28 protein-coding genes and 2 other RNA genes are annotated in these 25302 nt (G+C 36.1%); 22 read left to right on the top strand and 8 right to left on the bottom strand.

What is annotated here, in order from left to right; all coding sequences use genetic code 11:
* Positions 1 to 23: 23 nt before the first annotated feature.
* Positions 24 to 1784, bottom strand: coding sequence for a methyl-accepting chemotaxis protein (locus tag PGC35_RS04585; protein ID WP_375218344.1), 1761 nt, complete (start codon positions 1782 to 1784; stop codon positions 24 to 26).
* Positions 1785 to 2086: 302 nt separating this feature from the next.
* On the opposite strand from PGC35_RS04585, the gene cypC reads away from it, so the two are divergent.
* Together cypC and PGC35_RS04575 are read left to right on the top strand one after the other, a co-directional pair.
* A complete protein-coding gene (gene cypC / locus PGC35_RS04580; protein WP_375218487.1) occupies positions 2087 to 3343 on the top strand; it encodes a CYP152 family fatty-acid peroxygenase CypC in 1257 nt (418 codons plus the stop codon).
* Between the two features lie 26 nt (positions 3344 to 3369).
* Entirely contained in the window at positions 3370 to 3603 is a 234-nt protein-coding gene (locus tag PGC35_RS04575) for a hypothetical protein (RefSeq protein ID WP_056828685.1), read from the top strand.
* Positions 3604 to 3628: 25 nt separating this feature from the next.
* On the opposite strand, the gene PGC35_RS04570 is transcribed toward PGC35_RS04575, so the two are convergent.
* Positions 3629 to 4513: a DMT family transporter gene (locus PGC35_RS04570; protein ID WP_375218343.1), complete on the bottom strand. Its 885-nt coding sequence runs from the start codon at positions 4511 to 4513 to the stop codon at positions 3629 to 3631.
* 202 nt (positions 4514 to 4715) lie between these two features.
* Here PGC35_RS04570 and PGC35_RS04565 point away from each other — a divergent pair, with 202 nt between their 5' ends.
* The 9 genes from PGC35_RS04565 (at position 4716) to PGC35_RS04525 (ending at position 9688) form a co-directional block, all read left to right on the top strand.
* Positions 4716 to 4979 (top strand): metal-sensitive transcriptional regulator, encoded by a 264-nt coding sequence (locus PGC35_RS04565; protein ID WP_053590826.1) that lies wholly within the window; start codon positions 4716 to 4718, stop codon positions 4977 to 4979.
* Positions 4980 to 5057: 78 nt separating this feature from the next.
* Positions 5058 to 5399 carry a rhodanese-like domain-containing protein gene (locus tag PGC35_RS04560; RefSeq protein ID WP_375218342.1) on the top strand — a complete coding sequence of 114 codons (342 nt, stop codon included), beginning with the start codon at positions 5058 to 5060 and terminating at the stop codon, positions 5397 to 5399.
* Between the two features lie 14 nt (positions 5400 to 5413).
* Positions 5414 to 5710: a rhodanese-like domain-containing protein gene (locus PGC35_RS04555; protein WP_056829140.1), complete on the top strand. Its 297-nt coding sequence runs from the start codon at positions 5414 to 5416 to the stop codon at positions 5708 to 5710.
* Between the two features lie 51 nt (positions 5711 to 5761).
* On the top strand, positions 5762 to 6319 hold the full coding sequence (locus PGC35_RS04550) for a sulfurtransferase TusA family protein (RefSeq protein ID WP_375218341.1): 558 nt from the start codon (positions 5762 to 5764) through the stop codon (positions 6317 to 6319).
* A gap of 17 nt (positions 6320 to 6336) precedes the next feature.
* Positions 6337 to 6732, top strand: a complete 396-nt coding sequence (locus PGC35_RS04545) for a DsrE/DsrF/DrsH-like family protein (protein ID WP_375218340.1) — start codon at positions 6337 to 6339, stop codon at positions 6730 to 6732.
* A gap of 55 nt (positions 6733 to 6787) precedes the next feature.
* Positions 6788 to 7915 carry an MBL fold metallo-hydrolase gene (locus tag PGC35_RS04540; RefSeq protein WP_375218339.1) on the top strand — a complete coding sequence of 376 codons (1128 nt, stop codon included), beginning with the start codon at positions 6788 to 6790 and terminating at the stop codon, positions 7913 to 7915.
* A 27-nt stretch (positions 7916 to 7942) separates the two neighbouring features.
* The gene (locus tag PGC35_RS04535) at positions 7943 to 8170 is read left to right on the top strand and encodes a sulfurtransferase TusA family protein (protein WP_375218338.1); all 228 of its coding nucleotides are present in this window, start codon (positions 7943 to 7945) and stop codon (positions 8168 to 8170) included.
* Between the two features lie 57 nt (positions 8171 to 8227).
* On the top strand, positions 8228 to 9004 hold the full coding sequence (locus PGC35_RS04530; protein WP_375218337.1) for a sulfite exporter TauE/SafE family protein: 777 nt from the start codon (positions 8228 to 8230) through the stop codon (positions 9002 to 9004).
* A gap of 72 nt (positions 9005 to 9076) precedes the next feature.
* Entirely contained in the window at positions 9077 to 9688 is a 612-nt protein-coding gene (locus PGC35_RS04525; RefSeq protein ID WP_375218336.1) for a hypothetical protein, read from the top strand.
* 54 nt (positions 9689 to 9742) lie between these two features.
* On the opposite strand, the gene PGC35_RS04520 is transcribed toward PGC35_RS04525, so the two are convergent.
* Positions 9743 to 10840, bottom strand: a complete 1098-nt coding sequence (locus PGC35_RS04520; RefSeq protein ID WP_375218335.1) for an ABC transporter ATP-binding protein — start codon at positions 10838 to 10840, stop codon at positions 9743 to 9745.
* 110 nt (positions 10841 to 10950) lie between these two features.
* Positions 10951 to 11844: a PucR family transcriptional regulator gene (locus tag PGC35_RS04515; protein WP_375218334.1), complete on the bottom strand. Its 894-nt coding sequence runs from the start codon at positions 11842 to 11844 to the stop codon at positions 10951 to 10953.
* Positions 11845 to 12059: 215 nt separating this feature from the next.
* Between PGC35_RS04515 and PGC35_RS04510 the strand changes: the two genes are divergently transcribed.
* The 3 genes from PGC35_RS04510 to ssrS (PGC35_RS04500) all read left to right on the top strand — a co-directional run bounded on the left by PGC35_RS04510 (position 12060) and on the right by ssrS (PGC35_RS04500) (position 13168).
* The gene (locus PGC35_RS04510) at positions 12060 to 12593 is read left to right on the top strand and encodes a YhcN/YlaJ family sporulation lipoprotein (protein ID WP_053590816.1); all 534 of its coding nucleotides are present in this window, start codon (positions 12060 to 12062) and stop codon (positions 12591 to 12593) included.
* Positions 12594 to 12646: 53 nt separating this feature from the next.
* A non-coding RNA gene (gene ssrS, locus PGC35_RS04505) (6S RNA) lies at positions 12647 to 12841 on the top strand.
* A 132-nt stretch (positions 12842 to 12973) separates the two neighbouring features.
* Positions 12974 to 13168: non-coding RNA, 6S RNA (gene ssrS / locus PGC35_RS04500), on the top strand.
* Between the two features lie 102 nt (positions 13169 to 13270).
* Here ssrS (PGC35_RS04500) and PGC35_RS04495 read toward each other — a convergent pair.
* On the bottom strand, positions 13271 to 13876 hold the full coding sequence (locus PGC35_RS04495; protein ID WP_056828663.1) for a TetR/AcrR family transcriptional regulator: 606 nt from the start codon (positions 13874 to 13876) through the stop codon (positions 13271 to 13273).
* Between the two features lie 199 nt (positions 13877 to 14075).
* On the opposite strand from PGC35_RS04495, the gene PGC35_RS04490 reads away from it, so the two are divergent.
* The 6 genes from PGC35_RS04490 to PGC35_RS04465 are packed head-to-tail and all read left to right on the top strand — an operon-like array spanning position 14076 to position 19711.
* Complete coding sequence (locus tag PGC35_RS04490) at positions 14076 to 14762, top strand: CoA transferase subunit A (protein WP_053590814.1); 687 nt, start codon at positions 14076 to 14078, stop codon at positions 14760 to 14762.
* Positions 14746 to 15399 (top strand): 3-oxoacid CoA-transferase subunit B, encoded by a 654-nt coding sequence (locus PGC35_RS04485; protein WP_375218333.1) that lies wholly within the window; start codon positions 14746 to 14748, stop codon positions 15397 to 15399. The genes PGC35_RS04490 and PGC35_RS04485 overlap by 17 nt, the downstream gene beginning before the upstream one ends.
* 35 nt (positions 15400 to 15434) lie before the next feature.
* Positions 15435 to 16397, top strand: coding sequence for a 3-hydroxyacyl-CoA dehydrogenase family protein (locus PGC35_RS04480; protein ID WP_375218332.1), 963 nt, complete (start codon positions 15435 to 15437; stop codon positions 16395 to 16397).
* Complete coding sequence (locus PGC35_RS04475) at positions 16394 to 17149, top strand: 3-hydroxybutyrate dehydrogenase (RefSeq protein WP_275788671.1); 756 nt, start codon at positions 16394 to 16396, stop codon at positions 17147 to 17149. Before PGC35_RS04480 ends, PGC35_RS04475 begins: the two co-directional genes overlap by 4 nt.
* Positions 17150 to 17168: 19 nt before the next feature.
* The gene (locus tag PGC35_RS04470; RefSeq protein ID WP_375218331.1) at positions 17169 to 18347 is read left to right on the top strand and encodes a thiolase family protein; all 1179 of its coding nucleotides are present in this window, start codon (positions 17169 to 17171) and stop codon (positions 18345 to 18347) included.
* Between the two features lie 56 nt (positions 18348 to 18403).
* A complete protein-coding gene (locus PGC35_RS04465; protein ID WP_275788668.1) occupies positions 18404 to 19711 on the top strand; it encodes an MFS transporter in 1308 nt (435 codons plus the stop codon).
* Positions 19712 to 19926: 215 nt separating this feature from the next.
* On the opposite strand, the gene PGC35_RS04460 is transcribed toward PGC35_RS04465, so the two are convergent.
* Positions 19927 to 20808, bottom strand: coding sequence for a LysR family transcriptional regulator (locus tag PGC35_RS04460; RefSeq protein ID WP_056828651.1), 882 nt, complete (start codon positions 20806 to 20808; stop codon positions 19927 to 19929).
* 128 nt (positions 20809 to 20936) lie between these two features.
* On the opposite strand from PGC35_RS04460, the gene hutG reads away from it, so the two are divergent.
* Positions 20937 to 21899: a formimidoylglutamase gene (hutG, locus tag PGC35_RS04455; RefSeq protein WP_275788665.1), complete on the top strand. Its 963-nt coding sequence runs from the start codon at positions 20937 to 20939 to the stop codon at positions 21897 to 21899.
* Entirely contained in the window at positions 21896 to 23086 is a 1191-nt protein-coding gene (gene gltS / locus PGC35_RS04450; protein WP_275788662.1) for a sodium/glutamate symporter, read from the top strand. Before hutG ends, gltS begins: the two co-directional genes overlap by 4 nt.
* Before the next feature lie 116 nt (positions 23087 to 23202).
* Here gltS and PGC35_RS04445 read toward each other — a convergent pair whose 3' ends face one another.
* The gene (locus tag PGC35_RS04445; protein WP_275788659.1) at positions 23203 to 24726 is read right to left on the bottom strand and encodes a solute symporter family protein; all 1524 of its coding nucleotides are present in this window, start codon (positions 24724 to 24726) and stop codon (positions 23203 to 23205) included.
* A complete protein-coding gene (locus PGC35_RS04440; RefSeq protein WP_082355274.1) occupies positions 24723 to 25112 on the bottom strand; it encodes a DUF485 domain-containing protein in 390 nt (129 codons plus the stop codon). The genes PGC35_RS04445 and PGC35_RS04440 overlap by 4 nt, the downstream gene beginning before the upstream one ends.
* Positions 25113 to 25302 lie beyond the last annotated feature (190 nt).

Genomic DNA, 25302 nt, shown 5'->3' with positions numbered 1-25302 from the left:
ATACAAAGTGTAAAATATATCCTTTAAAGTTTAAAGTGTTGTACAACTCCATTTAAATCTTCAGCTAACTTCGCAAGTTGTTCTGCGCTTTCAGCTACTTCTTCCATCGAACTACTAGCTTCTTCCGCTGTTGCGGCAGTTTGTTCTACTCCCGCTGCTGATTCTTCCGATATAGCTGCTATTTCTTCTATTGAACCATTCATCTCTTGGCTATTAGCTGCGATTTCAGATAAGTTATTAGAGATTGTTTGGACATTTTCAACCATTTCTAATACTAAAACATTGATATTGTTAATCGCTTCGCCTGTAGATTTAATTTGACCTGCGCCTTCTTCGACCTCATTATATCCACTCTGTAAGAAACTTTTTACTTCAATAAACTCTTCTTGTGTATTATTTACAATGGCCGTAATGTCAGTGACAGAATCATTTACTTGCTCTGCAAGCTTCCTTACTTCGTCTGCAACTACAGCAAATCCTTTTCCGTGTTCTCCTGCGCGTGCCGCTTCAATCGAAGCATTTAATGCTAAAAGGTTGGTTTGCCCTGCAATATCACGTATCACGGTAACGAGATTAGCTATTTCTTTCGTGCGTTCCTCGAAACCTTGGAATTGTTGAACGGATTCTCTTATAATCTGATTTACTCTTTCCATCTGTTTATTAGAGGATTCCATCAAATGCTTGCCCTTGTTAGTCATCTGTAGAACTTCGCTTGTTGAATGTTGGATTTTTTCTCCGTTTTCATTAGCTTCTATCACTCTAGAAACAAACGAATCCATTATGGAAGACAATTCTCCAGTGCTATTGGCTTGTGATTCTGTTCCAAAAGCCAACTCCTGCATGGTTGTAGCTATTTGTTCAGTACCTGCTTTCATTTCATTAGCAGATTGAGTTAGCTCTTCACTATGGCTCGACAATGTTTCTGAGCTACTAGATATACTTTTCATTGCATTTATTATACTACTTTGCATTTTATTCATTGCGTCTGCAAGCTGGCCAGTCTCATCTTTTGATTTCACTTGTATATGTCCTTGAGTCAAATCACCATGAGCAAGATGGTTCATATGTTCAGACACTTTCTTAATCGGTTTAGCAATACTATTAGCAAACAACCATATGATCAAGATACCAACAATTAATGTAATTCCAATTACTATAGAAATCATCTGTAAAATTTCATTTGCGGGTTGATTGAAATCCATCATATAAGTACTTGCATTGACTACCCAACCCCAATAAGGATCGGTTTCAGAATAAGACACCTTTGTCTCTATCACTTTGTTGTTTGTTGGATGAGGCCATTCATAATAAACGAATCCACCACCATCATTCCCCATTTTAATTATTTCTTGAACAAATTTAACTCCGTTAGAATCTTCTGAGTCCCAAAGATTTTCACCTTCAGCAGTTGGATGAGCAAGTTCTAGTCCTTCACTATCCAAAACATACATGTATCCATGTTCACCTAAGCCAATATTTTTATTTATTGGACGTGTTCCATCTGGATTAACATCGCCTAGTATAGCTTTCTTAACTTTTTCCTGTGCTTCAATTAATGACAAATCGCCTTTTTCTACGCTTTCATTTAATACACGTATCATTTCAAGGGTCATTTCTACGCTATTTTTTAAGTTCTGTTCTCCGATTTCATCTAAGCTGGAAGCACTCCTTTCATAACTAGCGATTCCAAGAACAATTAAAGGAATTACTAAAAGCAGAATGGAAATACTAATAAGTTTAGATTTAATGGAAGACATCCTTTTTATAATATTTTTAAAGTTCATTTTAAAACACCTTTCGATTCTATTTCTTTGAAGTTATGTATTGGCTTCTGTCTCTATTGAATTACTTAAAAAATGCAAGTGAACATTACCTTTTTACTACAATATTCCGATAATTAGGTATTTCGTATTATAAAGACAAAGTAAACAATATAATAAATATTGAAGTGTGTCAATAACTTGCGAATAATAATTTTCCTGTCATTAAAAAAAGAGGTTATGTAATCGTAAGTTTTAATAAAAATAAACAGGGGAACACTAATTAAAAAAGTATTGTGAGGATGACCTTTAAGGAGATGGATTAAATAATGAATTCAAATCAGATGCCTCGTGAAGAGGGTATAGATCATAGCCTAAGTTTTTTGAGAGAGGGTTATTTGTATATTCCTAATAGGAGAAAAAGTTTCTCTTCCAATGTTTATGAAACCCGTTTATTAGGTCAAAAGGCAATTTGTATAGGGGGAAAGGAAGCAGCGGAGATTTTTTATGATGACGAAAAGTTTTTGCGAAATGGGGTTGCTCCAAAGCGTGTTCAAAAGACTTTATTTGGCGTTGGGGGAGTTCAGTCTTTAGATAACGAGGCTCATAGACACCGTAAAGAAATGTTTATGTCACTGATGACACCAGATAAGCTGGAGGAGTTAAAGAATATCACTAAAAAGCAATGGGAAAATGCAGTCAATAAGTGGGAACTAACAGACGAAGTAATACTTTACGAGGAAAGTAAAGAAATCCTGTGTAGAACTGCTTGTGAGTGGGCTGGAGTGCCTTTAAAGGAAGAGGAAGTAAAGGAACGAACAATACAATTAGGATTATTATTCGAATCACCAACTGCAATTGGGCCAAAGCATTGGAAAGGTCGGCATGCCCGCAAAAATCTAGAGGAATGGGTTGCGGGATTGATTGAACAGGTAAGAGAAGGACAGTTGAAGCCCAAGGGGGGTTCTGCTCTCCATACCATTTCCATTCATCAAGATTTAAAAGGCGAGCTATTAGATATAGAAATAGCTGCAGTGGAAGTAGTAAATATTATTAGGCCAATTGTGGCAATTGCTATTTATATTAATTTTACGGCGTTAGCCATTCATCATCATCCCGAGGAAAGAGGTAAGTTGAAGGTAGCAAATAATCAATATGCGCAAATGTTTGTTCAGGAAGTTCGACGATATTACCCTTTTTTTCCTTTAGTAGCTGCCAAGGTGAAAAATGAATTTGTGTGGAATGGTTACACATTCGAAAAAGGAACATTGACTCTGCTCGATTTGTATGGAACAAATCATGACGCTGAACTTTGGGATAATGCGGAGGTTTTTAATCCTGAACGTTTTAGTGACTGGAAAGGAAGCCCATTTAACTTTATTCCACAAGGCGGCGGTGACTATTTGTTAGGACATCGTTGCGCAGGTGAGTTTGTTACGATTGAGGTAATGAAAGTTAGTTTAGATTATTTAGTTAACAAGTTGAAATATGATCTTCCAGAACAAGACTTAAGCTATAGCATGGTGAGTATGCCTAGCATTCCTCATAGTAAAATGATATTAACAAACGTTGAAAGAATTTAAACTTACCAAACGTTAGGAGAAAAACTGTGAAAGAATTTAAAGTGACTTACTTCTTTGAGGAAGACCATTATATTAGAAGGTTCATCCATATAGAATCACAAGATCAGGCAGAGGAATTGATTCAAAGTGAGCGAGATCAATATATATCCTTTCGAGATAGCAGGGGAATTTACCACGAGTTGAATACAAGTGATGTACGAGTCATTCAAATTTCTGAATATCATAGAATTGATAAAAGTAAAAAAAGTACCAGTGAATAATAATCCTGGTACTTTTTTATTTAATTTATTTTTTCTTATTCCTTCTACCGAACAATTGAACGATTAGAACGCCTGAAATGGCAATTATTCCTCCGCTAATAGATAGAGGTGACGGTAATTCGTGCAACCAAATCCAAGCTATGAAAATGGATATTACGGGTTCTGCATAGAGCAAGCTGGAAACTGAACTTGCTTTGCTTTGAGACAATGCATATGCCCACATAAGATATGCGATTGCCGTAGGGAAAATGCCTATATAAATGGCTGACAAGTTAGCTTCAAGCGATGCATGCTGTATATCTTCTATAAGTCCAGGAGCAAAAACTAGAAAAGGTAAAGTCCCTGCCCACGTAAAATACGCAGTTAATTCGATCGGGGTATATTTTGTTAATAAAGATTTTTGGAAAACAAAAAAGATGGAAGTAGCTAAAGCAGCTATAATCACTAAAAATACACCAGGAGAAATGTCAAAAGATGATTCTCCAGTTCCTAAGCCAATAATTGTAATACCGATAAACCCGAATCCTAATCCTATCCATCCAAATGTCCCGATTCGTTCTTTTAACACAACTACAGCAATGATCGTAGTGAAAATAGGTGCTGAACCAATGAGCATACCAGCTGTACCAGCAGTGATAGTCAATTGACCGAATGTTACACAGACATGGTAAATACTAATTCCAATCCAACTTAGAGCAAAAATGGGTAACACATCTTCTTTTTTAGGTAAACTAAATCTCATTTGAGGTATAAAAGCAAGAATAATAAATATAAAGGAAGCAATAATAAAACGAAATAATATCAAGTGGCCAGCAGAGTAGCCTCCTTGAAGGCTGGCGCTTATCGAAGCAAATGTTGAGCCCCATATAAATACTGTAAATATTGCTAAGAGAAATGCTTTTTTATTCAATTTTTCACACCTAACTTTCTGTGACTGTCCTATGAAGGCTAACAATTGTTCATGATACGGCTAACTGGCACTTCATGCAACAAAAAAAGACAGAGTATATAAAATGAAGTTTATATGTTGACAATATACCTAATGGGGTATATTATCGTCTTAAGAACAAAAAAAGAAAGTGATCACCTTTTTGGAAGGAGGTAATTCTAATATGTCGTCTTATGATGCCAAAACGATTAATAGGATTAAGCGTATAGAAGGACAGCTGCGAGGAATATTACGTATGATGGAAGAGGGGAAAGACTGTAAAGAAGTAGTTACTCAGCTTTCAGCAGTTCGTTCTGCAGCAGACCGAACCATCGGTGTAATAGTAAGTAACAATCTATTAGAATGTGTACAAAACGCAGAAGGTAATTCTGATAAAGTAAATTCAGCAATTCAAGAAGCGATGAACCTAGTAGTTAAGAGCCGATAAAATACGGCTTTTATTTTTAAATGAAATTATACCCCGGTTGGTATTTTAGTATCGAAAGCTTTAAAGGAGGTGAAGAAAATGGAATGGGTTTTTATTGTTGTAATTGTTGGTTTTTTTGCATGGAGACTGATGCCTTCTAAAGGCGTAAAAACAATCTCTACAGCGGAGCTTAAAAGTATGTTGAACGATCAAGATAAAGTATTTGTTGATGTGAGAACTCCTTCTGAGTATAAAGCACAAAACATACGACAATTCAAAAACATCCCACTTGGATCATCGTTTGAAAAGTTGCCAAAGGATAAAGAAATTGTTGTTATTTGTCAGAGTGGTATGCGGAGCAATAATGCTTGCAAAAAATTAAAGAAGCTAGGATACGAGCGCGTGACAAATGTCCGTGGGGGCATGAGTGCATGGCGTTAAGAGGAGGAAATCAGATGAAAGAGATTACAGCAAAAGAAGTAGAGCAAAAACTTAAAAGTGGCGAAGACCTTCATATAATTGATGTCCGTGAAGTAGATGAAGTAGAGGCTGGTAAAATAGCTAATATCATTCATATTCCACTTGGTTTGTTAGAATTTCGTTTGCAAGAATTATCTAAATCAAAACAATATATTGTAGTTTGCCGTTCTGGTGGAAGAAGTGGTCGAGCTACACAGTTCTTAGAAAGTCAGGGATACGATGCGACAAATATGAGTGGAGGAATGCTAGCTTGGGAAGGGGAAGTTCGCTAAAAATTTTTTATCAAAAATAATACCCTTACAGGTATTTAAGGAGTGAAAAAGATGAAAGTAGACTATTCTTTAGACGCTAAGGGCTTGGCTTGTCCGATGCCTATTGTTAAAACCAAAAAAGCGATGAATGATTTGATAGATGGTCAAATAATAGAGGTAGTAGCAACGGATCGAGGGTCAACAGCGGATATTGCAGCATGGTCTGAAACGGTCGGTCACCAATATCTTGGGACAGTTGAGGATGGGGATGTATTAAAGCATTATATCCGTAAGTGTTCCAACGAAACAGTTGTGGAAAAGTTACATGGACAAATTATTCATTTAGACGAACTTTTAAAAAAAGTTTCAGAGGGAGCTTTACTTTTAGATGTCCGAGAAGAAGCAGAATATGCTTTTGGGCATATCGAAGGCGCGAAATCGATTCCAATGGGCGAATTGGAGAGACAAATGAACGAGCTAGAAAAAGATAAATCCATATATGTTATTTGCCGTACAGGTAAGCGTAGTGATTTAGCGGCACAAAAATTAGCGGACAATGGTTTTACAAATGTCTGGAACGTAATACCTGGTATGACCCAATGGAAAGGCGCTATTAAAAAATCAATTTAAATTTGGAGGAATAAACAATGTCAAATAAAGTAGCGATTATCGCAAGTAATGGTGGTCTATTCGACGCATATAAAGTATTTAATATAGCGACAGCTGCAGCTGCCACAGAAAAGGAAGTTACCATCTTCTTCACGTTTGAAGGATTGAACTTAATTCACAAGAAAGGTATGCAGGCACTACCTATGCCGGAAGGTCGTGAAGCTATTGCAGAAGGATTTGCCAAGTCCAATGTGCCAAGCATTCCGCAATTAGTTGAAATGGCTCAAGAACTTGGAGTGAAATTTATTGGTTGTCAAATGACAATGGATGTTATGGGATTAACGAAAGAAGATTTTGTAGATGGAATGGATGTTGGCGGAGCAGTGACCTTTTTAGAGTTCGCAAAAGACGCGTCACCAACACTAACTTTTTAAAAGGGAGAGCCCTTTAAAAATTTTTACCGAAAATAATACCTATGGGGGTAATTAAATGACTTTGAATAAATGGACAGCAGAACAAGTAGCAAAGAAAGTAATGAAGAACGAAAGATTATTTATTTTAGATGTTCGGAATGCTGATGCTTTTGCTGACTGGAAAATTGAAGGTCACAAATTTGAGTATTTAAATATTCCATACTTTGAATTATTGGATGGAGTAGAAGATATCTTACAGCAAATTCCTTCAGATACACCTTTATTAGTTGTTTGTGCAAAGGAAGGCTCATCTATAATGGTAGCAGAAATGCTTTCTGATGCTGGGCGTGATGCAGCATACTTAGAAGGTGGTATGAAAACGTGGAGCGAATATCTAGAACCAGTAAAAGTAAGTAATCTTGAAAATGGGGGAGAGCTTTACCAATTCGTAAGATTAGGTAAAGGGTGTCTTTCTTATATGATTATTTCAAATGGAGAAGCTGCAATTGTTGACGCAACACGGATGATAGATGTATTTACAGATTTTGCAGCAAGTAAAAACGTGAAGATAACAAATGTATTTGACACTCACTTACATGCGGATCATATTTCTGGGGGACGTCATATTGCAGAAAAGACTGGTGCAACTTATTACTTGCCACCAAAGGATGCAGAGGAAGTTGTATTTGATTACACACCTTTAGAAAACGGAGTAGAGGTGAGAATTGGCGATAGTACGATTGCCATTCAATCCGTGTATTCACCTGGACACACAATTGGGTCAACATCATTTGTTGTAGATAATAAGTTTTTATTAACAGGAGATATTTTATTTATTGATTCCATAGGAAGACCTGATTTGGCGGGTCTTGCAGAGGACTGGGTAGGTGATCTCCGTGAAACTCTATATAGTCGTTATCGTGAGCTTTCAAATGAGTTAATCGTATTACCTGCACACTTTATGATTATCGATGAGTTAAACGAGGATGGTACAGTGGCAAAACGTTTAGGCGATTTGTTTGAAGAAAACCATGGTTTAAATATAACGGATGAAACAGAATTCCGTAGTATTGTTACGGATAATTTACCTCCTCAGCCAAATGCATACGAAGAAATTCGTCAAGTTAATATGGGGAAAATTGTCCCTTCAGGTGACGAACAAACAGAAATGGAAATCGGTCCAAACCGTTGTGCAGTACGGTAAAAATAAATTATGAAGGGAGAGATGAATATGTATTCTACTAAACTATTAGATGCAAAAGGATTAGCTTGCCCGATGCCAATCGTTCGTACGAAAAAGGCTATAGACACTATTGAACCAGGCGAAATATTAGAAGTACATGTTACCGACAAAGGAGCCGTTGCAGACATTCCAGCATGGGCGGCTTCAGGCGGCCACACGATTATAGAGCAAAAAGAAGAGGATGACGTTTTGAAATTCTGGATTCAAAAAGCGTAAAAATGGAGAGGGAGGCCAAAAAAGAGCTTCCCTTTTTTAGATAGGAGTGTAAGAATAATGGATATAGCATGGATTATTACTATCTTTTTAATAGGCTTTATCGGTTCATATATTTCAGGGATGCTAGGTATTGGTGGATCGATTATTAAATACCCAATGCTATTATATATTCCCCCAATGTTCGGATTTGTAGCTTTTACAGCGCACGAAGTTTCTGGTATTAGCGCAGTCCAGGTACTTTTTGCATCGATAGCTGGTGTATGGGCATATCGTAAAGGCGGTTATTTAAATAAATCTCTTATCGTCTATATGGGAGGAGCTATTTTAGTAGGGAGCTTTGTTGGTAGTTTTAGTTCCCAATCTTTATCGGAAGCAAGTGTGAATATTGTATATGGAATACTCGCATTAATTGCAGCAATTATGATGTTCATCCCAAATAAACAAGTGGATGATATTCCGCTTGATCAAGTAACATTTAATAAATCATTAGCAGCTATCCTTTCATTTATTGTAGGTATTGGATCAGGGATTGTAGGAGCGGCTGGTGGATTTTTGTTAGTGCCGATCATGCTCGTAGTTCTAAAAATTCCTACACGTATGACCATTGCAACAAGTCTTGCGATTACTTTTATTTCATCGATTGGAGCTACAATTGGTAAAGTTACTACGGGGCAAGTAGAATACTTTCCGGCAGTCATTATGATCATTGCAAGTCTTATTGCAGCGCCACTAGGAGCAAAATTTGGGAAACGTTTGAACACAAAGATACTTCAAATGATTTTAGCGGTACTTATTTTAGCGACTGCTATTAAAATTTGGATGGATATACTGTAAAGGGGCAACTTGAAGCAGAAATTGCTTCAAGTTTTGCTATGAAAATAAATATAAAAAAGGAGGTTAGAGCATTTGGTTGCAACGGAATGGTATAGGGTTTTTTCCATGACAGTTCCTTCGACATGGTTAGCCTTTGTATTCGCAGCTATACTTACAGCTTTAATACTATATGTTAAATTCGGTAAAGCAATTTCCAATCAATTTAGTGATATGATTTTCCTTTTTATTGTTGTATGGAAACTTAGCATTGTATTAACAGATTTCTCCACGATTATCCAACATCCTTGGATGATATTATATTTTTCAGGGGCTAGAACAGGCGTATACATAGGAGTAGCGTGGATAATTCTCTATATGTTTTATCTTCTTAAGAAGCAAAAGCCGTTTCCGTTGAATAATGCTCTAATTTTTACTTTTATCTCGTTTTATAGTAGTTTCGCGGTTTTAGTAGTTATTCTGAATAATTCTTCTCTTCTTCAAATTGGGTTCCCATTAACCCTTGTTTTCTTCATAGCATTGTTAATGTACAAATATAAAGAATCTATTCGATTGGCAATTCTATTTTTATTCCTATTTTGCGTGTTACATTTAGTTTTACAGAAACCCCTTATAAGTACTTCCATGATTACTGCTACTATGTTTTGTGTGGCAATTTTATTTCGTGAAAAACGTTGGAAGATTTAAAGTCCATAAAAAAAGAAGGAGTCCACATCCAAGATGAGGGCTCCTTCTTTACTTCTATCTAATGCGACTTTCTGTTTCCTTATCGAAGAAGTGGGCTCTAGTTAAGTCGAATGCGAGTTTAACTTTTTGACCAGGTTCCATTGTAGCATCAGCATTTATTCTAGCTACATATTGTTGGTTTGTAATAGATGAATACACCATAAGTTCAGCCCCTGTTAATTCGGAAACTTCTATATCAGCATCTACTATAGAGTCAGGAAATAGAGCGAGAGCTTCAGTATCTCCAGAGATATGTTCAGGTCTTACACCTAATATAACTATTTTCCCATCAAATCCTTGGGAATTAAGCAAGTTCCATTTCTCCGCAGGAATTCTCAGATTAAAATCACCAATCTTGAAATAACCATTATTAACTTTTCCTTCAAAAAAGTTCATTGCTGGTGAACCAATAAATCCACCTACAAAGACATTTTCTGGGTTCTCATACACTTCTTTCGGTGATCCGATTTGTTGTATGAAACCATCTTTCATAACGACAAGACGTGATGCCATAGTCATTGCTTCTGTTTGGTCATGTGTTACATAAACTGTAGTTGTTTTCAGGCGAAGGTGTAATTTTGCAATTTCAGCACGCATTTGAACACGCAGTTTTGCATCAAGGTTAGATAATGGTTCATCCATTAGGAATAATTTTGCATCACGCACAATTGCGCGACCAAGTGCTACCCGCTGACGTTGACCACCAGATAGAGCTTTTGGCTTCTTATCTAATAGTTGCTGCAGGCCAAGAATGTCAGCTGCATTTTTTACACGCTGATCAATTTCAGCTTTTGAAAACTTTCTAAGTTTTAATCCGAAAGCCATATTATCGTAGACATTCATATGCGGATACAGTGCATAGTTTTGAAATACCATTGCGATATCACGATCTTTTGGAGGGACATCATTCATTAATTTGCCTTCGATTCGCAATTCACCAGTCGTAATTTCTTCAAGACCGGCAATCATCCGGAGTGTTGTAGATTTTCCGCAGCCGGATGGTCCAACCAAAACGATAAACTCTTGATCCTGAACACGTAAATTAAAATTGGAAACTGCAGTAGAACCGTCATCATAAACTTTAAAAATATTATCAAGAACTAACTTCTCCATATAAGCACCCCTTTAGTATTTAATCTATACATTAAGGTTACCAATAGAGACAGATGGATGGTATGGACGATATGCACAATTATTAATATAGAAAATTGTGCAACTTTGATTTAACGATTGTTAGCAATTAAGCTTGCACAGTAAGCAATAAGGGCACCGTCAAAACTACGAACGGATATTCCTGTAATATCTTGAAATTTAGTTAGACGGTAATGGAACGTGTTTCGGTGAATATGTAATTTCTTGGCTGTGACAGATGCATTAAAGCCGTTTTCAAAAAATTGGTGGACTGTTTGTAGTAACTCCATATCATATTCAATTGGATTGAGAATCTCTTTGCGAATAATATGTTTCATTTCTTCTGACATTTGTTCAATCAAGTTGAAGGGAAAAACATTTTCCAATGTATAAATTCTTTCCGTATGGTTGGCGGAGATGCCTTTTTGAAACCATTCTTTTTCTGTAGAGAAATGAACAGAAAATAGCATATTGGTTTGGTGAAACTTCCCGATATATAACTTTGCTTTTATAAAGAAATCACTTTCAAGTGCAGCAATAAAAGAAGCAAAATCCTCCGTTGTTTGAACATATGAAGACTTTTCCTCAATGAGTAACGCATTTTGAGAAGAAACAAAAACAAATTGCATAGCATCACCAAAAAATACATGAACAGCTTCTTCTAAATCAGCTTCATTAACATTTTTCTTAAAATGAATTTGAATGACTCGAATATCAGTTTCAGTTTTTATAGGAGCAAGACCATCTCCACGTAGAAAATTCATCCACTTCATGGAAACAGTTTGATTAGTTGATAGATCTAAACTTACTTCTGAATAGAGAGATGCAAGTAATGAATATTCACGATGGGAGACTTCCGATTTGTTTATTTGTAACCAATTATTCAAATACGGATTGTGGAAAATATATACTTCTTCTTCTAATTCAGTAGGATATTCGGACAGAATTTGAATGGATGGAAATAGTATAGTTAGTTCGTTTTTCAATTAGTTGAATCTCCTTTCTTAAAAGTATTAGAGTAATTTCAGGGATAAAAAAGAGATTTAGATTATATTATTATTTAATCATAATGAGAAAAATAACTAAAGACGATTAGCGAAAACGTAAATAAGCACTTTATAAAAATATTTTATTCTCCTAAGAATATCTCGGTTAAAAATACTCATCCTATCGTTATGACATGATGAAGGAGGATTTAAAAATGAATAAAATATTACAAGTATCGATGACTTTGCTTTTAATTAGTTCTTTAGTGGGGTGTGGAACGGCTAATAATGACGACAATAATGCAAATAATGATAATAATGATGTAACAACTAACGAAACGGTAGATACAAATACTGCTAACGATGAAACAGGTACTGATACTAATGAGGATAACGGAACAAATGGAAATAATGGAGATCAACAGCTAGAATTAGCAGATGATGTTGCGAGTAAAATTGCAGAGATGGAAGAAGTGGAAAGCGCCAATGTTATTGTGACAAATAACAATGCCTATGTTGGGGTCCTTTTAAAAGAAGGAGTCAATGAAAATGACGATCTTAAAAGTAAAATTGCCGATCAAGCAAAAGCAACAAATGGAAACTTCGATAATGTATATGTGTCAACAAACCCAGACTTTGCTCAAGAAATCACTGAATATGGAGATAAAATTAGAGCAAATGAGCCTGTAGAGGGATTGATGGAAGGATTTACAGATACAATTAACAGAGTGTTCCCAGAAGCAAAGTAATTACTGGAATGCATTACCGTTGAAAAAAGTAATAAATAGGTTTAGTATATAAATACAAGCTGCGTTGTACGTATGGATATTAAGTTTTAACCTTTATGCTGTAACAGGGAGTTTTATATAGAAACTGGAATGACAGGCCTCATTCTCTTTAGACAATGAGGACATGCAGGATAGTTTTTGCGAACACCCACTTTGAGGAGTGGTGGTTTAAAACTTTCTTATGTAAGTACGGCAAAGGCGGCTTCCTTAAATGTACATTTCAAACACCATCTTAACGGATGGTGTTTTTTGTTTTAATGACTTAGGGACTCAGAAGGCTAGCATAATGTGTTGGTAGCAATTACCGTTGAAAATAGTTGAGAATAGGTTTATTATATGTATACAAGCTGCATTGCACGTATAAATATTAAGTTTTAACCTTTATGCTGTAACAGGGAGTTTTATATAAAAACTGGAATGACAGGCTTCATTCTCTTAAGACAATGAGGACATGCAGGATAGTTTTTGCGAACACCCACTTTGAGGAGTGGTGGTTTAAAACTTTCTTATGTAAGTACGGCAAAGGCGGCTGACTAATTATAAATAGTAATGACCGGTTCCCATGGGAGCCGGTCTTTTTGTATTGTTCTATGGATCTTTCCATTTCTTTATGATTGGCAATCAAGAGATTCATCTTTCTAACTTTTCTTTGTTAATCCGTCAAGAACTGCTTTAGTAATTGGGATGGAAAACGATTCTAAGCTACGATCGGTATTTTGTAAACCCCAATGATAAATTGTGCCCATATAGGATTGGGTGATTATTGTCGAAACATCATCTAAGGAAAGCTCAGGATGGAGTTTTCCCTTTGTAATAGCTTCTTCTAATAATGAGCGGATGATTTTAAAGAGTGAACGATTTGAATCTAGAAAATATTTATGCTCGTTGTTTTCTAATGCTGCACTATAAATTACTTTCATCAAGTCTTTTCCCATTTCTTCGTCTAGAAAGCGCATTAACTTTTGCGAGAAAATAGACAACTTTTCCATCGGATCCATGTCGTCGGGAAAGGATTTATAAACTTCCTCATAATAATGATCCACTTCGGTAAAACGTACTAAAAAAATATCGGATTTTGAACGGAAATGCTGATAAAAAGAGCCTTTAGATGTTCCACTTTTTTTCACAATATCATCTACTGTTACCTTGGTGAACCCTTTTTCCGCAAAAAGTTTTAGTGCAACTCTTAGAATTTTTTCCTTTGTTTCTTCCCCTCTACGCTGTTTTTTTACACGTTCAATCATAAATTACCTCCAACTATTATTGACAGAATACTCACAAATATTTTAATATTAGACTGCAGTCTAATTTTATGTATCTCATTATATACTAAAACAATCCGATTAAATTTTTTGTACAGTTAAAACTTATTTAATTCTATTTTAGTTTTCTAAAAAAAGAAAGCGCTTTCTATTAGTTGAACTATAAAGTGGAGGGATAACATTGAACAAAATAATTGATTCAAAGGAAATTCGAAAGTTATTTAAAAGTGGCGATCAAATTTTAACTGGTGGATTTGGTTTATCAGGAACACCTCTTACGATTATCGATGAATTATTAGAAACAGATATAAAAGATTTGACAGTTGTCAGTAATAATTTAGGAGACTTGGGGCAAGGACTTCATAAGTTGTTCATGCAAGGAAAGATAAAAAAAGCAATCGGTTCCTTTTTTTCTATTAATAGAGAGGCAGTAATTGCTTGGTCTAAAGGTGAATTAGATATTGAGTTATTACCACAAGGTACACTTGCTGAGGCAATTCGTTGTGGCGGGGCCGGCATCGGGGGGTTCTACACAAAAACGGCAGTAGGAACTGAATTAAGTGAAGGTAAAGAGGAACGTGTAATTGATGGAGAAAGATATATTTTTGAGAAGGCTATTAAAGGCGATGTTGCCATTATTAAAGCAGCAAAAGCAGATCGACTTGGAAACTTAGTATATTACACCACTGCAAGAAACTTTAATCCGATGATGGCAACTGCTGGCAAGATTGTCATTGCAGAAGTTGATGAAATTGTAGAAGTAGGGGAATTGGATCCTGAATACATTGTGACCCCTCATGCTTATGTAGATTATGTCATCCAAAGTAAATATTCCAAAGTAGGGAGTGAGTATGTTGAGTCTAGATAAAAAACATATCATTGCAAAGAGAATTGCGGAAGAGCTAGAAGATGGTCAAATCGTGAATTTAGGAATTGGTATTCCTACAATCGTATCCGAGTATTTAGAAGATAAAGAGGTATTTTTACAAACTGAAAATGGATTATTAGGAATGGGACCACCTGCAACAGAAGATAATTTGGACATTGATTTGATTAATGCAGGAAAAGAGCCTGTAACGTATTTAAAAAGTGCCTCTTTTTTCAGTAGTGCAGATTCATTTGCATTAATTAGAGGCGGTCATGTGGATGTTGCAGTACTTGGTATTCTCCAAGTTGATGTCCATGGAGAAATTGCTAACTGGGCAGTACCCAACCAACCCATTTTAGGTGTTGGGGGAGCGATGGATTTAGTGACAGGTGCAAAAAAGGTAATAGTAGCGGCGACATTGTTTGCGAAGGATGGAACTTCAAAATTAGTGAAGGAACTTACGTATAAAACAAGTGGGATTCGAAAAGTAGATTTGTTTGTATGTGAATATGCTGTTATTAAATTCACGTTAGAAGGTCCTAGAGTAGTAGAGTTATTGGGAGATATGTCTTTAGAACAATTGAGTGAAAAGGTAGGTATTCCATTAGAGTATTTAAATAGTCCAATAGAGATTTAATAGTCAGCAAAATATTCAATAAGGGGGATATACGGTTGATAAATCAATTAGGAGTTATTGGTGCTGGAACGATGGGGTTTGGAATTGCTTTTCAATTTGCTATTAATGGGGTGCAAACAACGCTAACGGATATTTCTGAAGAAATGCTTGAAACAGCAAAGGGGAAATTTCACATTTACTTAGATTTATTTCGTGCTGAAGGATATGACATTAGATACAGCGATCAGGAAGTGTTATCTCATATTTCTTTTACAACGAACATTAATGATTTAGCGGATGTCGATTTAATAATAGAAAGTGTATCGGAAAATTTAACTTTGAAACAAAAGCTTTTTAAACAATTAGATGACATTTGCGCAGAACATACAATTTTAGCATCCAATACGTCAAGTTTAAAACTTTCAGACATTACGGTTGACGTTAAGAAACATAAGGATAGAACAATATTGACTCATTTCTTCAACCCTGCCCATATTGTTCCGCTTGTGGAACTTCTAAGGTCAAATGAGACAAGTGATCATGTGTTTAATGAAGTAAAAGATTTTTTAGAATCAAACAATAAGGTGACGATTGAAGTGAAAAAAGAGATCGATGGCCTTGTAGCAAATAGAATCCAAGTAGCTATTGTAAGAGAGGCACTGGCTTTAATTGAAGATGGGGTTGTAAGTGAAGAAGATTTAGATACAGCAATCTTCCAAGGACCTGGGTTCCGTTTTTCCTCTAGCGGTCTGTTGAAGATTTTAGACTTTGGAGGATTGGACATTTGGAAGGCTGTGTTAGATGGCCTTCAATCGAAAATTGAATCGAATGTTAGAGAGTTTAAAGCAATTGAGGAAAGGGTTGAATCAGGAGCAATTGGTGTTAAAGCAGGTAAAGGATTTTATGAATATCCTGGTAAAAGTTTTGATGGATATGTAAAAGAAAGGGACTCTCAACTGATTAAACATCTTCTTAACACCCAATCCGAGTTGAAGGCAAAAGAGGAGGTCAACTTATGAGTAAGCAACGAGTAGTTATCGTGACGGGTGGTGCCGGGGGAATGGGATATGCCATCGCCCAAAAATTTGTTACTCAGAATGACTTCGTATACGTTGCCGATCTAAATCAAGAAGCAGCAGAAAAAGTAGCGAAAGAATTAGGAGAAAACACGAAAGGGATAGCACTAGATGTAACAAATGAAGAAAACGTTCAAGCTGTTATACAAGCAATTGTAGAGGAAAAAGGCTCCGTCGATGTTCTAATAAATAATGCTGGACTACAGTATAGATCAGCAATTGAGGAGTTTCCGTTAGATAAGTGGAATCTACTTATCAACGTTATGTTAACCGGAGTATTTTTAATGACGAAACATGTTTTTCCTTACATGAAGAAAAATCAATTTGGAAGGATTGTCAATATATCCTCTATTCATGGAAGGTTGGCGAGTCCTGAAAAAGTAGCATATGTTGCAGCAAAACATGGTGTGATAGGCGTAACAAGTGTGACAGCATTAGAAGGTGCACCATTTAATATTACCGCTAACTCCATATTACCAGGTCCAGTACTTACTCCTTTACTTGAAAGACAGTTAAACGATTTAAAAAGTGTTGGAAAAACAGAACAAGAAGCATTAGAGACTATTATGTATCCAAGACAAGCGATGAAACGCTTTATCTCCCCTGAAGAGGTTGCTTCAGGTGTGGCGTATCTTGCAGCAAATGAGGCAAGTGGAATTACAGGTGAACATTTAAGTGTTTCAGGTGGAATGTAAAGACAAAGGGGGATATTAAATGACAACTTATATTATTGATGGTGCAAGAACAGCTTTTGGAACTTTTGGAGGTTCACTAAAAGATGTGAGTGATATCGATTTAGGTGTAGCAGCTACAGGAGAAGCTATTAAAAGAAGTGGAATACCAGCTTCTGATATAGATGAAATCATCTTCGGAAATATTATCCAAACAAGTGGTAGCTCTGCTTACCTAGCAAGACATATTGGACTAAAAAGCGGAATGAAAGAATCCTCTAGTGCACTAACACTAAATAGACTTTGTGGATCGAGCTTACAAGCCATTGTCTCAGGAGCACAGGCAATTGCGGTCGGGGATGCAAATGTAATAGTTGCTGGAGGAACTGAAAGCATGAGCTTAGCTCCGCATGTATTAAGGGGAACCCGATTCGGCTCGCCTAACAAAGCGCCGTTAGTAGAAGATATGCTTTGGGATACTTTAACAGATAAATATGTTGGTTGCGGGATGGGGATGACAGCTGAAAACTTAGCAGTACAATATGATATTTCCCGTGAAGAACAAGATGCTTTTGCAGTTCAATCCCAGGAGAGAGCAATACAAGCGAGAGATAGTGGCCGCTTCGCGGAAGAAATAGTGCCGATTACGATAAAAGGTAAAAAAGGAGAAGTAACATTTGATACCGATGAGCATATTCGAGAAGGTGCAACAATAGATGGATTGGCGAAGTTAAAGCCAGCATTTAAGAAGGATGGCACGGTAACTCCTGGGAATGCAAGTGGAATTAATGATGGAGCTGCAGCTGTATTACTTGCTTCAGAGCAATATGTAAAAGAGCATAACTTAAAACCATTAGCAAAGATTGTTTCTTGGGGAGTGGCAGGTGTTGATCCAAAAATTATGGGTATTGGTCCTGTTCCAGCAAGCAAAAAAGCATTAGAAAAAGCTGGTTTAACTTTGGATGATATAGGATTGTTTGAATTAAATGAGGCATTTGCTGCACAATCATTAGCGGTGATTAAAGAACTAGGCTTGGATACATCAAAAGTAAACGTGAATGGTGGCGCAGTTGCGCTTGGACATCCTGTAGGTGCTAGTGGTACGAGAATTACTTATTCATTAGCAATTGAAATGAAGAAAAGAAATGTCCGTTATGGGCTAGCTTCGCTTTGCATTGGTGGGGGACAAGGTATTGCGATGATTTTGGAAAACGTGAACTAAAAAGCTGCGACGGGGATTGAGAATGTAGTAAAAGATCACACAAAGGGGAGAAAAAAATGACTCAAACAGTTAATGCACTTGAAAAAAGAACGATAAATAAAACAATGCTTCGCATTTTACCATTTATATTAGTTTTGTATATTGTAGCTTACTTAGACCGAGTGAATTTAGGTTATGCAGCGTTGCAAATGAACGCGGAATTAGCATTAACAGCGGAAGTTTTCGGACTTCTTTCAGGTATTTTCTTTATTGGTTATTTCTTCTTTGAAGTTCCAAGTAATATGATTATGCACAAAATTGGCGCAAAGGTTTGGATTGCACGTATTATGTTTTCATGGGGTATTATAGTTGTCTTAACTGGTTTTGCACAAACAACAACTCATTTGTACATTCTTCGTTTTTTATTAGGTGTTGCTGAAGCTGGGTTCTTCCCAGGTATTATATTGTATTTAACTTATTGGTTTAGAGCCCGTGAAAGAGGAAAAGCAACGGCCGTATTATTACTCGCTTTACCAGTTGGGGGACTCATTGGAGCACCTGTATCGACATGGATTCTAGATAATATCTCTTGGCTATCTATGTCTGGATGGAGATGGATGTTTATTTTAGAAGGTATTCCAGCAGTTATTCTAGGATTCATTGTTATATTCTATTTAACAAACAGACCAGCAAATGCTAAATGGTTGTCTCAAGAAGAAAAGGATTGGTTAGAAGGAGAACTAGAGTCTGAAAGACAACAAAGCTTAATGGTAAACAAAGTTTCAAAACGAGAAATGTTAAAAGACTCAAAAGTTTGGAAGCTGTCGTTACTTTATTTCGCAGCATATACAGGAATATATGGATTGTCTTTCTGGATGCCAACTATTATTAAATCTCTATCTGCAACAGCGACTACTAACTTAGAAATAGGTTGGTTGGCTATGATTCCTGCTGTTGTCGGTATACCTGCTATTCTATTTGTTGGTTGGAGTGCTGATAGAACGAATGCACATAAATCACATTTACTTGTATGTTTCCTTATTTCGATCATAGGATTTATAGGTTGCGGATTTTCCAATAGTGTATTTATGATGGTCCTTATGTTAGCCATAACTTCTGCTGGGCTATATGGATTTACTGGTTGTTTCTTTGCATACTTAACTTTCTTCTTTACAGAATCTACCGCACCTGTTGGAATTGCTTTAGTTAATTCATTTGCAGCTTTAGGAGGATTTGTTGGTCCGATGATTCTAGGAGCTGTAGCGTTTACTTCAGGTATGTTTATTATTGCAGGGCTGCTTGCAATAGGAGGAGTAACATTAATGTCATTAAAATTAGCTTCAGAAAGAAAGTTAGAAAAGCTAAAAGAAGTCCAAGCTAATTAAATTTCCATTATAAAAACCGGTTCCTTTTTGGGACCGGCTTTTTATTTTGTATTTGCTCCTTGCATGCCAAACACAAGGACGTGCAGTCAGCGCGAGTCCATTCGTCGCACTCTTGCGGCGTGTAATGCGCATATCTTGGATACTTCCTTAAAGTGGTGCAATTTTACACACTGAAGCAGTTTAAGTGGAAGTAATAACATTTAAGACTCATAAATCTAATTAAAATAAGAGTTAGTTCGGTTAATAAAATCATGTATAGCAGGGGATACATAACGATTTTTTAAATAGGTCAAATAAACGGTCCGATCTATTTCTATAGAATCAATGGTTCTTTTAACTATTGAGTAATCATAAGGTCCTTGCAAATAGTTTTCAGGTATTAGTGTAATGCCTAAGTTTTCACGAACTAAAATTAATGCAGTTTCAAAACGTTCAATCTCATATTTTATGGTAGGTATAATATTTTCAGTTTTAAAGAAATTTAAAACATCATGCCTAGTTTGAAACCCCTCGCTACTTATTATAAATGGTTCTCCTACCAAGTCTTTTAGCTCTATATATTCAAGCTTTGCAAGTGGGTGGTTAGTATGAAGTAATAAAACAAGCTTTTCGTGATATAAAGGAATGGTTGTAATATCGTCTTCCTCGATAAATTGATTGGTAATAATAAGGTGTGTTTCATAGTTTCGTAAGGAGCTTTTTACATCAGCTCCACTTAATACTTCCGTTAATTTAATTCGAATATCTGGAAACTCTTTTATATATGGCCGAATCACTTTTGGTATCCAATGTTTTGCGGATTCTATCATTCCTATTTGAAGTTCTCCACTCCCGATAAGTTTGACTTCTCCCATTTCTTTTTTTGCAATTTCCATCTCGGATAAAAGATGCACGGCCCTTTTATATAAAATATGTCCCGCTTCAGTTATTCCTATATTCCTAGTACTCCGTTCAAGTATTTGAAATCCTAATTCACCTTCTAAGCTTTTAATTGCATTACTTAGAGAAGGTTGTGAAATATGAAGTATTTGAGCAGCTTTGGAAAAGCTCATTTGATCTACTATTGTTACAAAATAAGAGAGTTGTTTTAAGTCCATTTGGATTTCCTCCGTACATATATAGTTTAAAGCTATAGATTTATAACAATTATATATTAGAAATAATAAATGAGTTCTTATATAATTTAGAAAATATAAATAGAAAGAATTAAGAAGGGACGTGCAGCATGTTAAATAAAGTGAAGGACGGTATTTGGTCTGGTCGGACCGATCATCGTGAAAATAGATCTAGCTTTCGATATCACCAAATCATAGAGTTACCTCAGATGGATGATTATAAACCTAACAAAGAAACTTGTGTCATTATCGGATTTGAAAGTGAGGAAGGGGTTAGACGAAATAAAGGTAAAGTTGGTGCAGCAAAAGCTCCAGACGCTCTTCGATCTGAACTAGCAAACTTACCGTGGTTATTTCCCTCACACAAGCAACTTGCGGATATCGGGTCAGTTACGTGTATTGAAGAAAACTTAGAAGATGCTCAATGTCAACTTGGAGAAACAATTACAAAAGTTTTAAACAAACAAATGACTCCAATTATTTTAGGTGGCGGACATGAAACCGCTTACGGACATTATCTCGGTGCACGTAACTATATTGGCTCACAAGCAAAGCTAGGAATTATAAATATCGATGCTCACTTTGATTTAAGATCATATGATGAGCAACCCTCTTCTGGTACTATGTTTAAGCAAATATTGGATCAAGATTCAAACAGTAGTTATTGTGTTGTTGGCATTCAGCGTTTTGGGAATACGCAGGAGCTTTTTGACCGAGCGGATGAATTGAACGTTCAGTATATCCTTGAGGAAAGTATGAATGTAAGTCAAATAGACAAAGTAAATGAAACACTAAACGATTTTATAGAAGAAAATGATTATATCATTCTTACTTTGTGCGCAGACGTTCTGAACGCTGCTTTTGCCCCAGGTGTAAGTGCTCCATCACCATTTGGTTTAGATCCAAGTATTGTGCGATCTATTATAAGGAATGTAACAGCACATAAAAAAACATTATCCTTTGATATTTCAGAGGTGAATCCTCTTTTAGACGAACATAACCGTACTGTAAAACTAGGTGCGTATTTAGTAAATGAAGCAATCACAAGTTTTCTTAGGAGGGATATTAAATGACACTAGCATTAGATCAAGTTACTACTATCTTTCTTGCCATAGCTCTATTAGTGCTAGGTACGTTTTTAGTAAAAAATATTGGTTTCTTAAATAAGTTTTGTATACCTGCTCCGGTAGTAGGAGGATTACTTTTTGCTTTAGTTGCAACCATAGCGAAAGCTCTAGGGTTATTAGAAATTACTTTGGATACATCATTACAAGGAATATTTATGCTCACATTTTTCACAACAGTTGGGCTAGGTGCAAGCTTTAAGCTAGTAAAATTAGGAGGGAAATTACTCGTTATTTATTGGCTGGCATGTGGTTTTTTAGCCCTTGCCCAAAATACAATTGGAGTTTCGATGGCCTATTTATTTGATATTCATCCGCTTATCGGTATGATGGCAGGAGCAGTTTCAATGGAAGGTGGTCATGGAGCGGCTACAGCGTTTGGCCAAACTGTGGAAGATCTCGGTATAAACTCAGCGTTATCTATCGGGGTAGCTGCAGCAACATTTGGGCTAGTTGCTGGAGGGCTGGTAGGAGGACCTGTGGTGAAGTTCCTCGTTTCTAAGTATGGTTTGAAATCTACAGAACTTGAGGAAGTTGAGGAAGTAAACCCATTGGAAAGTAACAAGCCAATACAAACGAATACGTTTTTTACACAATTATTCCTCATCACTTTTTGTATGGCATTAGGAACTTATTTAGGTAGCTTGTTCTCTTCGGCAACTGGATTTGTACTTCCAGGATATGTGGGTGCAATGTTTGTGGCAGTAATAGTCAGAAATATAGTAGACAAAGTAAATCCTAAAATAGTAGATATGCAAAGTATAGGTTTAGTAGGAGATATTACATTAGGTATTTTTCTTTCGATGGCTTTGATGAGCATCAAACTATGGGAGGTAGCTGATTTAGCTTTACCTATTTTAGCTATTGTTTTTGTACAAGTTGTTTTCATCGTCCTTTTTGGTATATTCGTATTGTTTCGCTTATTGGGAAAAAATTACGATGCAGCTGTAATGGTTGCTGGTTTTACTGGACATGGACTTGGTGCAACACCAAATGCAATGGCAAATATGGCAGCTGTAACGGAAAGGTTTGGTCCTTCTAAAAAAGCATATTTGGTTGTACCGATTGTAGGTGCATTCCTAATTGACGTTTTTGCAATGCCAATCATTATCACGACTATAAATCTTTTTCAATAACAATAAAAGAAGCAAAGAGCCGAATTGCTCTTTGCTTCTTTTTATTTTATGTTTTAGATTATAGGGAACAAGTTTAACGCCACTTTCATTCTTAATTACATAAAACTATTCAGTAATTATTTTAAACCAATGTTTGCTTTAACATCAACTTCTGCATATTTCTTTTGATCAGCACGAGCACCGACTAGAGAACCAACCCAACCGCCGATAAAACCGGCTGGAACAGATATAATCGCAGGATTTGTTAATGGAAATAATGCTTCACCTGTAAAAGTCATAGAACCATCCGCTGCCCATAAGTTAGGGCTTAATGCTACTAAGATAAGGGCAACGACAAGTCCAGTAACAATTGCTGTCAATGCACCTGTCGTATTGAAATTTTTCCAATAGATTGTATAAATAATTACAGGTAAATTTGCACTTGCTGCAATACAGAAAGCAAGTGAAACTAGGAAAGCTACATTCATGTTTTGTGCACCTAATGCTAATATAATGGAAATTACAGAAACACTAACTGAAGCTAAACGTGCTGCTTTCATTTGTTCTTTTTCTGTTACTTTACCTTTTTTGAAGATTTGTCCATATAAATCATGGGCAAAAGCAGAAGCGCCTGATAATACTAGTCCTGCAACTACTGCTAAAATAGTTGCAAATGCTACCGCAGAGACAAAAGACATTAAAATGTCGCCACCTAAGGCTTGTGCTAGAAGCGGGGCGGCCATATTTCCAGCTGCATTTGCTCCCATTATTTTTTCAGAACCTACTAAAGCTGCTGCACCAAAACCTAGGAAAATCGTTAAAATGTAAAAGATTCCTACGATCCAAGTAGCGTATATAACTGAGCTACGAGCAGTCTTCGCATCTTTTACTGTAAAGAAACGCATTAATATATGAGGCAATCCTGCAGTACCTAACACTAATGCAATCATCATAGATATCGTGTCTAAACCATTTGTATATTTTACCCCAGGATGTAAGTATGCTTCTCCGTGAGATGTTGCGCCTTTCATTTCTGTAAACATACCAAATATATTGAAATTGAAATGCCATAAAACTAAGAAAGAAATAATGACAGTACCAACCATTAATAGAACAGCTTTGATAATTTGAACCCAACTGGTAGCTGCCATTCCTCCCCATAAAACATAGACAGTCATCATAACTCCAACGATTAGAACAGCAATCCAATAATCAATACCTAATAATAATTGAATAAGTGCGCCAGCCCCAACAAGTTGAGCGATCATATAAAATAAAACAATTGTTAAAGTACTAATTGCTGCAGCCCCACGGATTTTCTTTTGATTAAAACGGGCAGTAATCATATCTGCGAGCGTATATCGACCCAAGTTACGTAAAGGCTCGGCAACAATATATAAAACAACTAAATAAGCTACTAAATAACCAATACTATAGAAGAAACCATCAAATCCGAAAAGTGCAATGGCACCAGCAATTCCAAGGAAGGATGCGGCTGATAAATAATCTCCAGCAATTGCGATTCCGTTTTGCCATCCAGACAAACCACCACCAGCAGTGTAAAACTCACTAGCTGAATTAGTACGTTTAGAAGCGATATACGTGACGTATAAAGTTAATGCCACAATACCTACAAAGAATGATAAACCAATTAGACTCATTTATATCCACCAGCCTTTTCCTTCTCTAAAATGTCATTTGCTTCTTGATCGAACGTGTTTGCCTTTCTAACATAGATCATACATAACGTCCAAGTCATAATGAATAGTGCAATCGAATAAACCCATACCCAAGAAACGTCTCCAAAAGCATTAACGTTTAAAATTGTTGTGTAGGAAGTCAAAATTGGTAGGGTGATATAACATACAAAAAAGAATAATGACATTGGTAATATGAATCTGTTCTTTTTTCTTTTTAATTCTTTGAATTCTGGACTTTGTGCAATAGCTGTGTAATTTGTTGATGTTTTTTGAGCATCATCTTTTGAAAGAGTTTTACTGTTTCTGTGGTCATCTGAAATGTAAACGCTTTCTAAATTCTTTGCCATTTTCCATACCTCCATTAATTCCGAATCAGTTTTTGGAAAATTCTGTCCTAAACTGTAATTTAATAATATGAAACTATTAAAAAAATATCAAATAAAAGTTCACAAAATATTCAATTTTAACAAAAACTTAATGATGAAAATTAAAATCCAACCTTCTCCATTCAAGATTTGCTCAAAAAGTGCTAACATA

Origin of the sequence: Psychrobacillus sp. PGGUH221 (assembly GCF_042055255.1) — a bacterium.
Classification (GTDB): Bacteria; Bacillota; Bacilli; order Bacillales_A; family Planococcaceae; genus Psychrobacillus.
This window is presented reverse-complemented; position numbering and strand designations above follow the sequence as displayed.

Coding starts and splice junctions, on each gene's coding strand:
- PGC35_RS04585 (WP_375218344.1), bottom strand. CDS start 1,784: ATGAACTTTAAAAATATTATAAAAAGGATGTCTTCCATTAAATCTAAA.
- PGC35_RS04565 (WP_053590826.1), top strand. CDS start 4,716: ATGTCGTCTTATGATGCCAAAACGATTAATAGGATTAAGCGTATAGAA.
- PGC35_RS04560 (WP_375218342.1), top strand. CDS start 5,058: ATGGAATGGGTTTTTATTGTTGTAATTGTTGGTTTTTTTGCATGGAGA.
- PGC35_RS04555 (WP_056829140.1), top strand. CDS start 5,414: ATGAAAGAGATTACAGCAAAAGAAGTAGAGCAAAAACTTAAAAGTGGC.
- PGC35_RS04550 (WP_375218341.1), top strand. CDS start 5,762: ATGAAAGTAGACTATTCTTTAGACGCTAAGGGCTTGGCTTGTCCGATG.
- PGC35_RS04545 (WP_375218340.1), top strand. CDS start 6,337: ATGTCAAATAAAGTAGCGATTATCGCAAGTAATGGTGGTCTATTCGAC.
- PGC35_RS04540 (WP_375218339.1), top strand. CDS start 6,788: ATGACTTTGAATAAATGGACAGCAGAACAAGTAGCAAAGAAAGTAATG.
- PGC35_RS04535 (WP_375218338.1), top strand. CDS start 7,943: ATGTATTCTACTAAACTATTAGATGCAAAAGGATTAGCTTGCCCGATG.
- PGC35_RS04530 (WP_375218337.1), top strand. CDS start 8,228: ATGGATATAGCATGGATTATTACTATCTTTTTAATAGGCTTTATCGGT.
- PGC35_RS04520 (WP_375218335.1), bottom strand. CDS start 10,840: ATGGAGAAGTTAGTTCTTGATAATATTTTTAAAGTTTATGATGACGGT.
- PGC35_RS04510 (WP_053590816.1), top strand. CDS start 12,060: ATGAATAAAATATTACAAGTATCGATGACTTTGCTTTTAATTAGTTCT.
- PGC35_RS04495 (WP_056828663.1), bottom strand. CDS start 13,876: ATGATTGAACGTGTAAAAAAACAGCGTAGAGGGGAAGAAACAAAGGAA.
- PGC35_RS04485 (WP_375218333.1), top strand. CDS start 14,746: ATGTTGAGTCTAGATAAAAAACATATCATTGCAAAGAGAATTGCGGAA.
- PGC35_RS04475 (WP_275788671.1), top strand. CDS start 16,394: ATGAGTAAGCAACGAGTAGTTATCGTGACGGGTGGTGCCGGGGGAATG.
- PGC35_RS04470 (WP_375218331.1), top strand. CDS start 17,169: ATGACAACTTATATTATTGATGGTGCAAGAACAGCTTTTGGAACTTTT.
- PGC35_RS04465 (WP_275788668.1), top strand. CDS start 18,404: ATGACTCAAACAGTTAATGCACTTGAAAAAAGAACGATAAATAAAACA.
- PGC35_RS04460 (WP_056828651.1), bottom strand. CDS start 20,808: ATGGACTTAAAACAACTCTCTTATTTTGTAACAATAGTAGATCAAATG.
- hutG (WP_275788665.1), top strand. CDS start 20,937: ATGTTAAATAAAGTGAAGGACGGTATTTGGTCTGGTCGGACCGATCAT.
- gltS (WP_275788662.1), top strand. CDS start 21,896: ATGACACTAGCATTAGATCAAGTTACTACTATCTTTCTTGCCATAGCT.
- PGC35_RS04445 (WP_275788659.1), bottom strand. CDS start 24,726: ATGAGTCTAATTGGTTTATCATTCTTTGTAGGTATTGTGGCATTAACT.
- PGC35_RS04440 (WP_082355274.1), bottom strand. CDS start 25,112: ATGGCAAAGAATTTAGAAAGCGTTTACATTTCAGATGACCACAGAAAC.